The sequence below is a fragment of the Salinicola rhizosphaerae genome (assembly GCF_014652715.1).
Taxonomy (GTDB): Bacteria; Pseudomonadota; Gammaproteobacteria; order Pseudomonadales; family Halomonadaceae; genus Salinicola; species Salinicola rhizosphaerae.
Genome location: NZ_BMZI01000003.1, coordinates 447,646 through 459,045, shown reverse-complemented (window position 1 = coordinate 459,045; position 11,400 = coordinate 447,646). Strand labels below are relative to the sequence as shown.

Genomic DNA, 11,400 nt, shown 5'->3' with positions numbered 1-11,400 from the left:
CGGCCCGCGGGGTGGCCGCCAAGGATGGTAGGCCACAAAAAACCGCCGGGAGCGGTTTTTGACGCTGTAGGCGGCCCGCAGGTTGGCCGCCAGGGATGGCAGGCCACAAAAAAGGCCACCGGGCGGTGGCCAACAGCACAAGTGATGGGTGATGCCAATACGAAGGGCAGGCGCGCGGGTATCAGAGCCTTCGATGTCAGAACCGGTAGCCCACGCCGGCCATCACGACCCAGGGATCGATATGTACGGTGGTGTCGTAGTCTTGCCCGCCAACGGTCGCGGTGGCGTCCGAGTCGATGTCGAGATACCAGGCCGCGGCGTTGAGCGACCAGTGGTCGTCGACCAGCAGGTCCACGCCCAACTGACCGGCGGCGCCCCAGGAGTCATCGAGATCGAGGCTACCGACGTCGAGTTCTTCGTCCGAGAAATGGGTGTAATTCAGTCCGGCACCGAGGTAGGGCTGGACCCAGGCATCGGTGCCGCCAAGCGGGTAGTACTGCAGCGTGAGCGTCGGCGGCAGGTGCTTGGTGGAAGCCAGCTCGTCGCCGTTGAGATTGATATCGTGCTCGAACGGCTCGGCCGCCAGCAGTTCGACGCCCCAATGGTCGAGAAAGCGATACCCGAGCGTAAAGGCGAAACCGGTCTTGTCCTCGACATCGACATCCATGTCCAGGCCATCGAAGTGGCCGTTGTCGCTCTTCGGCGAGACCTTGGCGACGCCGAAATGGGTGAACCAGTCGCCCGCACCGTAGGCCAGCGCGCTGGTGGCAGTGAATGAAGCGGCCAGAGCCAGACTGACCGAGCCGAGTAGACGATAGCGTGATTTCATGACGGCGTTCCCCTGACGATCCTGCACCGGGCGGTGCTGAAAAGGCTTGCCGAGGCTGTCTCTGCAGCGCGGCAACACCGTCAGACTACGCCCGAATAACCACATGGTTAATGTGGTTATTTGTCGCAAAAGTATTCTTAAGCGACGAGCGACGAGCGACGAGCGACGAGCGACGAGCGACGAGCGACGAGCGACGAGCCGGGAGCCGGGAGCCCGGCTCAGTCTTCCGGCACCATCCGCATCAGTCCCTCCTGCGCGGTGGAGGCGATCAATCGGCCGTCGCGGTCGTAGAAGCTGCCGCGGGCGAAACCGCGTGCGCCGCCGGCCCAGGGGCTTTCGATGACGTAGAGCAGCCACTCGTCCAGGCGCGGGTCCTGATGAATCCACAGCGCATGGTCGAGACTCGCGATGCGCAGGCGCGGGTCACCGAACTCGACGTCGTGAGGCAGCAGTGCCGTCAGCAGCAGATTGAAGTCGGAACTGTAGGCGAGCAGGTAGCGATGCAGGGAGGGGGCGGTCGGGCAGTCTCCGTGCATCCGAAACCAGATCATGCGTGACGGTGGCAGGCCGTGATGCTCCTCGACGGTGATGAATTCCACCGGATGGCCGCGAAAGCGCCGGTGCACCGCCTTGCCCTCGGCGAGGAGGGCTTCCGGTGTCGCCACCGGCGGTGCCGTCGGCTGATGATGCAGACCATGCTCATGGCCCTGGAAGGAGGCACTGCAGAAGAAGATCGGCTTGCCATTCTGGATCGCGGTCACGCGCCGGGTAGTGAAACTCCCGCCATCACGGACGCGGTCGACCGAGTAAATCACCGGCTTTTGCGCGTCGCCGCGACGCAGAAAGTAGCCGTGCAGCGAGTGCAGCAGCCGATCTTCCGGCACCGTGCGCGTCGCGGCGGCGGCGGCCTGCCCCAGCGCCTGGCCGCCGAAGAGCTGCGGCAGGCCGAGATCCTGGCTTTGACCGCGAAACAGATTTTCTTCCAGCGCCTCGAGCGAAAGAAGCGTGACGAGGTCGTCAAGAGGTTGGGGCATTCCTGTATCCTTCTGGGATCTCACTGCATGGATGGCTGCGGTAGCCAGTCGCCGCCCGACACGCCGCTTCCCCGAGTCCGTGAGCGAACATGAACGATGGCGATGGTTTCTATGATACGCGGTGACGAATTCTACATGCATCGGGCGCTGGAGCAGGCGCGGCTGGCCGCGGCGTCCGGTGAGGTGCCGGTCGGGGCTGTCGTGGTCGATGCCGACGGCGAGGTCATCGGCGCCGGCTACAACTGTCCGATCGCGGGCCACGACCCTACAGCGCACGCGGAAATACAGGCCCTGCGCGCGGCGTCCGCCACGCTCGGTAATTACCGGCTCGACCGCTGCACGCTATTCGTGACGCTGGAACCCTGCATGATGTGTACTGGGGCGATGATTCACGCTCGCATCGCGCGGCTGGTCTACGCTGCCAGCGAGCCCAAGGGCGGCATGGTGGAGTCTCGTGCCAATCTGTTTGCCCAACCGTGGTTCAATCATCGGATCGACGTCGCCGGCGGCGTACTGGCAACCCCGGCGAAACGCCTGCTGCGCGAGTTCTTCCGCGAGCGTCGTCAAGCGCCCGACGCCTGAGGGTTGGCCGGGCCGCAGATCACTTCTCGTGGGCGTTCGCTTCGACGATTCGGTTGCGGCCACGCTGCTTCGCACGATAGAGCGCCTCGTCGGCAGCCTGGAACAGGCGGTCTCGCTCCAGCGGGGGCGATTCGGTCACGCTGACGCCGATACTGAGCGTCACCGGCTCGCCGCTGAACAGGATCAACCCGCTCTCCTGAACCGTCTTTCGCAGCGCTTCGGCCACTGCCAATGCCTGCTCGCGGCTGCAGGTCGGCAGGCAGGCGACGAACTCTTCGCCGCCGTAGCGGGCGAACAGGCCGCCTGCCTGCTCGACCGGTACTCGGCAGCGGTCTGCCAGGGTCTTGAGGTAGCGATCCCCTTCGGGATGGCCGAAGTGGTCGTTGACGCTCTTGAAGTGATCGATATCGCAGATCATGAGCGCCATCGGCAGCTGCATCTGGCGAGCATCGATCCAGCGCAGCAGCTGACGCCGATTGGGCAACTGCGTCAGCTCGTCGTGGCGGGCGAGCCACTCGATTTCTCGCTGTAGCCGCTCGCGCTTGTCCATCTCTTCGCGCAGCGAATCGTTGGCCTGGCTTGCCAGCTGGTGCTGCTGTGCCAGTCGGCGATAGATGTAGAGCACCATGTGCAGTAGATAGGCGAGCAGCAGCCCGAATATCAGTGTGACTTCCGGCAGTCGCTCGCGCTGAATCAGCAACCACTCGAGCGTGGGCTGGACGCTGAGCATGGTCTCGTCGGTCCCGAGAGCGACCATCTTTTGATAGTGCCAGTCGGCGAGGCTGCCCAGCGGGCCGTAGTGAAAATAGATTTGACCGTTACCGGATAGCGTGACGGCGCGGTTCTGATTGTCGCTCTGCGCCAGCAGCGTGTTGAGCAGCCTGTCGACGCTGACCACCATGCCGACCGCGCCGCGGATCGTGCCATCGATGGTATCCCTTACCGGCAGGTAGCTGATGACGCCGCGGCCGCCCTGGAGAAAATCGACGATACCAGTCTGCCCCTCGATGCCGTAGACCAGCGGCCGATCGAGCGCCGCCTGGGCCGGTGAGCCGCTCGCGTAGAGATTGATGCCGAGCACCGAGCGATTACCGCGCAGCGGATAGACGCGAATCACCGTGCCCTGAGGATCGATGTAGGCGATATTGCGGAAATAACCGAAATCGTCGTGGTAGCGCTTCGCCTGCTGCTCCCACTCCGCTCGGCTCGGTGTATGGCCGAGCATGTTCCAGAAGCTGGTGAAGCGGCGCATCGCCTTGAGGTGGGCCGCCGTCTCGCTTGCCAGCAGGGTGGCGATGTTGTCGCCATCACTGACCGTCAGACGGTAGAGGCGCTGATTATCGCTCTCGCGCTGCTCGTGCCAGCTGATCATCGCCAGCAGCGCGATCAGCCCGCCGACGGTCAATGGCGGCAGGATGCGCTGCCAGTAGCGGCGCAGTACAGGCAGTAGCGCGAGTGTCTGGGAGAGCCAGAGCAACCACAGCGCCGTGACGACTGCCAGGGGCTCGCCGACTCGACTGGAAGCATTGAGCGGCGTCGGCGTCAGCGAACGCAGCGTCAGCCAGCTCAAACAGAGGGCGGCCAGCAACAGCAGCATCGGCGAGCCGAGACCGAGCCGCGAGAGCAGCAGCACATTGAGGGTCAGGCCGAAGACGACGCAGACCGCGAGAACCGGTGGGCGTGCGCTGAACAGCGGCCAGTAGCCGGGCAGGCGATCGAGCCAGTGCTGCAGCGCCGCGACGCTCAGCCAGTTCTCGGCCAGGAGATAGGTCGCGGCAATCGCCAGCGTCGCCAGGCCAACGGGAATCAGCAGCCAGCGACTGGCGCGGCGATAGCCACGGTCAGCGGCAAGCTGGCCGAGCCAGAGCACGGCTACCAGCGGCAGCAGAATCCCGCGCTGGTCGAGTTCGCCCCCCGCCCAGGCAGCGAACAACAGCACCGGGAGCGCCAGATAAAGCACTGACCGGGGCACTACCGCTGGCATAAGCGCATCTTTCTCCCGAGCAGGACGCGAAAAGGAACGGTCTCTCGCCAATCGCCGCAGTCGTCAGTCGCGTCTCTCGTCTCGATGTACCGGCCTGGAGTGATGTACCGGCCCGGAGTGATGTGCCGGTCCTAGAGTAGAGGTGCCACGATCTCGAGCGGGCTTACATCCTCGTCATCCAGGGCGCGTTCACCCAGTTGATCGAACTGCTGCTGACTGCGATTCACGTACTTCAATATCTCGTAATAACGTCGGATATTGCGTACGTAGATTACGGGTTCTCCGCCCCGAGCGTAACCATGTCGAACCTGCGAATACCAAGCCTTTTGCTGCAGTAATGGCAGCGCTTCGCGGACGTCGGCCCACCGGTCGGGATTCTTGCCGCGCAGCTTGGCGATCTCCTGGGCATCGTAAAGATGGCCCAGCCCGACATTGTAGGCAGCCAGTGCCATCCATGTGCGATCGGGCTCGGGAATCGCATTGTCGAGCCGCTGCTTAACGTGCTGCAGGTAGCGCGCGCCGCCCTCGACGCTCTGGCGCGGGTCGAGTCGGTTGTCGATACCGATCTCGTTGGCGGTCGGGCGGGTCAGCATCATCAAGCCCCGAACGCCGGTCGGCGAGGTCGCATCGGCCTCCCAGTGCGACTCCTGATAGCCGAGCGCCGCCAGCAGCCGCCAGTCGAAGCCGGTGTCGCGAGCGGCCGTCTTGAAGTAGGGCACGAAGCGCGGCAGCCGGGTGCCGACGTGATGGATGAAAAGCCGTGCGCCCACGTATTCGAGATAGTCGTCGTGGCCGAAGTAGCGCCCGACCAGCGTATCCAGCTCGCCGCTGGCGCGCTGATCGTCGATGAAGGCGTTGGCGGCGCTCAGCAGGTCGGTCGGCGTATTCGCCGCGAAGGCCCAGCTCAGACTGAACGGCTGGCCGAGCGCGAAGCCGCGTTCGACGTTGGGGAAGAACAGGCGATTGAGCTTGAACTGGTGGGTATAGACGACCGCCGCATCCAGGTCGTCGCGTTCCACCATCTCCAGCAGATCGGCGATGGTCAGGCCGCCCGCTTCGCGCCAGCCCAGCCCCGGGACCGACTGCTGCTGGACCCTCAGCGCATCGGCATTGCCTGAACCCTGGATCACGCCGATGCGAAGCCCCACCAGGTCGTCCAGGGTGCGCACCGGCGGCAAGCCGCGGCGATAGACGACCAGCGGCTGCAGCTCGAGTATCGGCCGACTGTAGCGGATGCCGGGACGCTCCAGATCCATGGCCAGCGCTGCCGCACCCATGTCGGCATCGCCACGACGCACGTCATCGAACACGTCGTCGATGCGCGTTTCGTTCTTCACCGCCAGGCTGACGCCGAGCGAGTGAGCGAAGCGGCGCATCAACTCGTATTCGAACCCGGTCGGCCCGTGCGCGCCTTCATAGAAGGTAATGGGGCCGGTGCGGGTTGCGACCTGCAGGAAATCGCGTTTGCGGATCGGGTCTAGGCCGTTGCCGAACGGCTTGGGAAGCTCGGCGGGACAGACGAGCGTCGCCAAGGCCAGCAGCGCCATCAACACGACGCGCAGGTGCGTCAGTAGATTGGGCATCCGGTGAACCGGTGGCGGCGGAAGCGCTCACCTTAGCCGCACGGCGTTTCAGTGTCACCCACCGTAACTGGCCGGACGGCTTAGCGAGCGCCGTCGCTTTCCAGTATCATGGCGCCCTGATTCCGGCATCGCTGGCCTGTTTCGCCACAACACCACCGCGATCCTCGACCTTCCTGGAGGCTTTCTTCGCCATGCTCGAATTGCAAGGCGCTCCCGCGCTATCTGCATTCCGCCACGCCAAACTGCTCGCGGAGCTGCGTGCCGCGGTGCCCGAAGTCGAGTCGCTCTCGGCACACTACGTCCACTTCATCGATCATCCGCAGGCGCTTGACGAGGCCACGACGGCGCGTCTCGAGGCCCTGCTCGACTACGGTGTCGAGAACGTCGCCGGCGAGCATTCGGCTGCGGGCTACGGTTCGGCAGGCGAAGGGCAGCTGGTGCTGGTCGTACCGCGCATCGGCACCATCTCGCCGTGGTCTTCCAAGGCAACCGATATCCTGCATAACTGCGGCCTCGATGCGATCGAACGCGTCGAGCGCGGTATCGCCTATCGCGTCGGGTTCAAGACCGTTCCGGAAGCCGAAGGCTTTCAGGCGGCGGTCGCCTGCCTGCACGACCGTATGACCGAGACGGTGCTGTTCGATGCAAGCGACGCCGCCAAGCTGTTCTCTCATCACGCACCGACGCCGCTGTCGACGGTCGACGTGCTCGCCGGCGGCCGCCCGGCGCTGGCGGAGGCCAATCGCGAGCTGGGCCTGGCACTCGCCGAGGACGAAATCGACTATCTGGTCGATGCCTTTGCGCAACTGGGGCGTAACCCGACCGACGTCGAACTGATGATGTTCGCCCAGGCCAACTCCGAACACTGCCGCCACAAAATCTTCAATGCCGACTGGGTCATCGACGGCGAGGCGCAGACTCACTCGCTGTTCAAGATGATCAAGAACACCTTCGAGCAGTCGAGCGACAAGGTGCTTTCGGCCTACAGCGACAACGCGGCGATCATCGAAGGCGCGACGGCCGGCCGCTTCTTCCCGGCACCGGATAGCCAGGTCTACGGCGCGACCGAGGAGCCGATCCACATTCTGATGAAGGTGGAGACGCACAATCACCCGACCGCGATCGCTCCGCACCCCGGTGCGGCAACCGGCGCCGGCGGCGAGATCCGCGACGAGGGCGCCACCGGTCGCGGCGGCAAGCCGAAGGCCGGCCTGACCGGTTTTACCGTCTCCAACCTGCGAATTCCCGAGTTCGTGCAGCCGTGGGAAGCGTTTGACTACGGCAAGCCGGAGCGCATTCAGTCGGCGCTCGAGATCATGCTCGAGGGGCCGATTGGCGGCGCGGCGTTCAATAACGAGTTCGGACGTCCCAACCTCAACGGCTTCTTCCGCACCTTCGAGCTCGATGCCGTGGGCGCGGACGGCATCGAGCGCCGCGGCTATCACAAACCGGTGATGCTTGCCGGTGGCTACGGCAACGTCCGCGATGGTCACGTGCAGAAGGGCGAGATCCCGGTCGGCGCCAAGCTGATCGTGATGGGTGGCCCGGCGATGCTGATCGGTCTCGGGGGCGGCGCGGCATCCTCGATGGCTTCCGGTGCTTCCAGCGAGGACCTCGACTTCGCCTCCGTTCAGCGCGATAACCCGGAAATCGAGCGACGTGCCCAGGAAGTGATCGACCGCTGCTGGGCGCTCGATGACGCCAACCCGATCGCCTTCATTCACGATGTCGGCGCCGGCGGTCTCTCCAACGCTCTGCCGGAACTGGTCAAGGATGGCGGCCGCGGCGGTCTTTTCGATCTGCGCGCGGTGCCCAACGCCGAACCCGGCATGAGCCCGCTCGAGATCTGGTGCAACGAGGCCCAGGAACGCTACGTGCTGGCGGTCTCGCCCGAGCAGCTCGCGGTCTTCGATGCCATTTGCCAGCGCGAGCGCTGCCCCTATGCCGTGGTCGGCGAGGCAACCGAGGCACACCATCTGGCGGTGCGCGATGGTCAGTTCGAGGCCGATCCGGTCGATCTGCCGATGAGCGTGCTGTTCGGCAAGCCGCCGAAGATGCAGCGCAGCTTCGAGCGCCACACCCTCAATCTGCCCGGCCTCGGTCTCGATAACCTCGACTTGCGCGAGGCGCTGGATCGCGTGCTGAAGCTGCCGACGGTGGCTTCCAAGAGCTTCTTGATCACCATCGGCGACCGTTCGATCACAGGCCAGGTGGCGCGCGATCAGATGGTTGGCCCCTGGCAGGTGCCGGTGGCCGACTGCGCCGTGACCACGGCGAGCTTCGACACCCACGCAGGCGAGGCGATGGCCATGGGCGAGCGTCCGCCGGTGGCGCTGATCGATCCGGCTGCGAGCGCGCGTCTGGCAGTGGCGGAGGCGATCACCAACCTGGCCGCTGCCCCCATCGCCCAGCTCAGCGACATCAAGCTCTCCGCCAACTGGATGAGCGCGGCCGATCATGTCGGCGAGAATCAGGCGCTCTTCGACGCCGTTCACGCCGTCGGCATGGAGCTTTGCCCGGCGCTTGGCATCGCCGTGCCGGTGGGCAAGGACTCGATGTCCATGCGCACGGCATGGTCTGAAGGTGAGCCCGGTGACGACGTCACGAAGAGCGTCACCGCGCCGCTGACGCTCGATATCACCGGCTTCGCACCGGTGACCGACGCGATGAAGACGCTGACGCCGCAGCTTCGGCTCGACCAGGACGAGAGCGACCTGATCCTGATCGACCTCGGCCGTGGCCAGAACCGCCTCGGTGGGTCTGCACTGGCCCAGGTCTATGGTCAGGTCGGCAACGTCTGCCCGGATCTCGACGATGCCGAGGATCTCGTCGCTTTCTTCCAGGTCATTCAGGGGCTCAACGCCGACGGCAAGTTGCTCGCCTATCACGACCGCAGCGACGGCGGTCTGCTGGTGACGCTGCTGGAGATGGCCTTTGCCGGTCGCGGCGGGCTCGAGATCAAGCTCGACTGGCTGATCGACGATAGCGTCGGTGCAGTCGATGCGCTCTTCGCCGAGGAGCTGGGCGCGGTGATTCAGGTCAACCGCGAGGACACCGAGTTCGTGCTGGCGCAGCTGGCAGCCGCCGGACTCGAGACCTGTGGCGTCATCGCCAGGCCGCGCTACGACGATCAGGTGCGCGTGACGCTGTTCGAGGAGCCGCTGCTCGAAACAACCCGTACGGCGACGCAGCGCACCTGGTCGGAGACCAGCTACCGCCTGCAGGCGCTGCGCGACAATCCGGACGCCGCCAAGAGCGAATTCGACGCGCTGCTCAACCCGCGTGATCCCGGCCTCTCCGCCAACCTCTCATTCGATGTCGATGAAGATGTCGCGGCTCCGTTCATCCAGACCGGCGTGCGCCCGCGGGTGGCGATCCTGCGCGAGCAGGGCGTCAACGGACACGTCGAGATGGCGGCAGCGTTCGATCGCGCCGGCTTTGAAGCGGTCGACGTGCACATGAGCGACATTCTCGCCGGCCGCGTCACGCTCGATGAGATGAAAGGGCTTGTCGGCTGTGGCGGCTTCTCCTACGGCGATGTGCTCGGCGCCGGCGGTGGCTGGGCGCGCTCGGCGCTCTACAACGCCCGTGCCCGCGATCAGTTCGCGGCGTTTTTCGCGCGAGAGGACACCTTCGGCCTCGGCGTCTGCAACGGCTGTCAGATGTTTTCGCAGCTCAAGGAGTTGATCCCTGGCGCCGAGCGCTGGCCACGTTTCGTGCGTAACGGTTCCGAGCAGTTCGAGGCGCGCGTCTCGATGGTCAAGGTCGAAGAGAGTCCGTCGATCCTGCTCGCCGGCATGGCGGGTTCGACAATGCCGGTTGCCGTCGCCCACGGCGAAGGCCGTGCCCTGTTCGAGGATAGCGGTCACCTGCGCAGCATGCAGACCAGCGGTCAGATATCGATGCGCTACATCGATAACGAAGGCCAGGTCACCACGCGCTACCCGGCCAATCCCAACGGTTCGCCGGCGGGGATTACCGGCCTGACCACGCCGGACGGTCGCGTCACCATCATGATGCCGCACCCCGAGCGTGTCGCCCGCGCGGTGACCAACTCCTGGCGTCCGCCGGAATGGACCCAGGACGGCGCCTGGATGCGGTTGTTCCGCAACGCGCGGGTCTGGGTCGACTGATTCGGGCCGACTGATTCGAGTCGACTGATCTGAGCGAATGATCAGGATCGGCTGATTGGCGATAGCTGAGTATCGACAGGAAAACCGGCTTGTCCTGGGGGATGCATCCTCGGGCAAGCCGGTTTTTTTCATGCCGTGCGCTCAGGCTGAAGCGGTCAGCGCCTCGATGGTGATGAACCGACCGCTGTCACTGAAATGCAGGCGGAACACACCGTGGACGCCGTCGCGCTGAATGATGCGATGCAGCGCCCGTGCCGGGAACTGCACGCGGCGGCCATCGAGAGCCCGAGCGTGAATGACCTCGGCGCTGCCGCCGTAGTAGTGCTGGCACTGGGCGAGGCTCAGATCGAGCCGGAGATCGACGCTTGGCATCGCGACTTGTCGAGCGGGGAACTCAGGTCGGCCGTACGGCGGTGTAGAAGAATCGAACTTCCGGCTCCGCGGCCAGCAGCGGCGCGCTACCCTCCTTGAATGGGGCATAGTGCGGCATGGTGGTGTGATGCTCGAACGCGGCGCGGTCGCGGTAGACCTCATGAAGTACGACACTGTCTTCGCTACCTTCAGGCGTCAGCACGTCGAACGCGAAACAGCCTTCCTCGTTCGCCATCGACTCGCTGGCGTCGTTGTGCGCCAGTGCCAGAAACGCCGGCACCTGCCCCGGCTTGATCTGAAATTCCGCAATCACCACGAAATGCGTGGAATCGGCCATGGGACTCTCCTTGTCGGGATTGAATGGTAGGCGGCGTTCGGTGTCGGTCAGTGAACGCGCGGCGCTTCGCCCATGCCGAGTCGCTCCTGAAACTCGGCGACCGCGCTCTTGAGCAGCTCCATCAGCCCGGGGATCAGCGCCACGCCCTGATCCGGCCCCGAGACGAACTGCTCGACACTGACGTGAACCGCCTCGTTGTGCACCACCAGTTTGGCAGCCTTGATCGTGTTCATCACGTCATTGGCGGTCTCCAGCAGCAGCGCCCGGTTGGTCGCCGCGGCAGCCTGCCATACGCCGGGCAGCATCAGTTGGAAGAAGGCGGGTTCGTCGGCGGCCACCACGAGCACGTATTCGAGCTCGTCCTGACGCAGTCGCGCCGCCTGGCCATCCATCGCTTCGATGTCGATGCCCTGGGCGCTCAGTTGTTCGATGTACTGTTCCAGCGGGGTGTCGGTCGGCATGCTTGGCTCCGTGCCATGAAATACTCGGACGCACTGGCGCCGTTCACTGTCATTGTAGGGTAAACGAAGGACAGAGTATCGGGCG

At 64.9% G+C, this 11,400-nt stretch carries 9 protein-coding genes; 2 read left to right on the top strand and 7 right to left on the bottom strand.

The annotated features are described in order from the left end of the window. Positions 1–196 precede the first annotated feature (196 nt). Both IE125_RS08310 and IE125_RS08305 read right to left on the bottom strand, forming a co-directional pair. Positions 197–829, bottom strand: coding sequence for an OmpW/AlkL family protein (locus tag IE125_RS08310; RefSeq protein WP_189444169.1), 633 nt, complete (start codon positions 827–829; stop codon positions 197–199). A gap of 218 nt (positions 830–1,047) precedes the next feature. Beyond that, positions 1,048–1,863, bottom strand: a complete 816-nt coding sequence (locus tag IE125_RS08305) for an acyl-CoA thioesterase domain-containing protein (protein ID WP_189444168.1) — start codon at positions 1,861–1,863, stop codon at positions 1,048–1,050. Between the two features lie 114 nt (positions 1,864–1,977). Between IE125_RS08305 and tadA the strand changes: the two genes are divergently transcribed. Then, a complete protein-coding gene (gene tadA / locus IE125_RS08300; protein WP_189444294.1) occupies positions 1,978–2,445 on the top strand; it encodes a tRNA adenosine(34) deaminase TadA in 468 nt (155 codons plus the stop codon). Positions 2,446–2,464: 19 nt separating this feature from the next. Here the strand turns inward: tadA and IE125_RS08295 are convergent, their stop codons facing one another. Next, positions 2,465–4,429 carry a GGDEF domain-containing protein gene (locus IE125_RS08295; protein ID WP_189444167.1) on the bottom strand — a complete coding sequence of 655 codons (1,965 nt, stop codon included), beginning with the start codon at positions 4,427–4,429 and terminating at the stop codon, positions 2,465–2,467. 131 nt (positions 4,430–4,560) lie between these two features. Further along, entirely contained in the window at positions 4,561–6,012 is a 1,452-nt protein-coding gene (gene mltF, locus IE125_RS08290; protein ID WP_189444166.1) for a membrane-bound lytic murein transglycosylase MltF, read from the bottom strand. A gap of 191 nt (positions 6,013–6,203) precedes the next feature. Here mltF and purL point away from each other — a divergent pair, with 191 nt between their 5' ends. After that, entirely contained in the window at positions 6,204–10,145 is a 3,942-nt protein-coding gene (purL, locus tag IE125_RS08285; RefSeq protein WP_189444165.1) for a phosphoribosylformylglycinamidine synthase, read from the top strand. 141 nt (positions 10,146–10,286) lie between these two features. Here the strand turns inward: purL and IE125_RS08280 are convergent, their stop codons facing one another. Genes IE125_RS08280 through IE125_RS08270 form a run of 3 tightly spaced genes read right to left on the bottom strand, consistent with a single transcriptional unit; the run spans position 10,287 to position 11,315 of the window. Continuing rightward, entirely contained in the window at positions 10,287–10,517 is a 231-nt protein-coding gene (locus IE125_RS08280; protein WP_189444164.1) for a DUF2835 family protein, read from the bottom strand. Between the two features lie 22 nt (positions 10,518–10,539). Next, positions 10,540–10,854 (bottom strand): putative quinol monooxygenase, encoded by a 315-nt coding sequence (locus IE125_RS08275; protein WP_189444163.1) that lies wholly within the window; start codon positions 10,852–10,854, stop codon positions 10,540–10,542. A 47-nt stretch (positions 10,855–10,901) separates the two neighbouring features. Then, positions 10,902–11,315, bottom strand: coding sequence for a hypothetical protein (locus tag IE125_RS08270; RefSeq protein ID WP_189444162.1), 414 nt, complete (start codon positions 11,313–11,315; stop codon positions 10,902–10,904). Between the last annotated feature and the right edge of the window lie 85 nt (positions 11,316–11,400).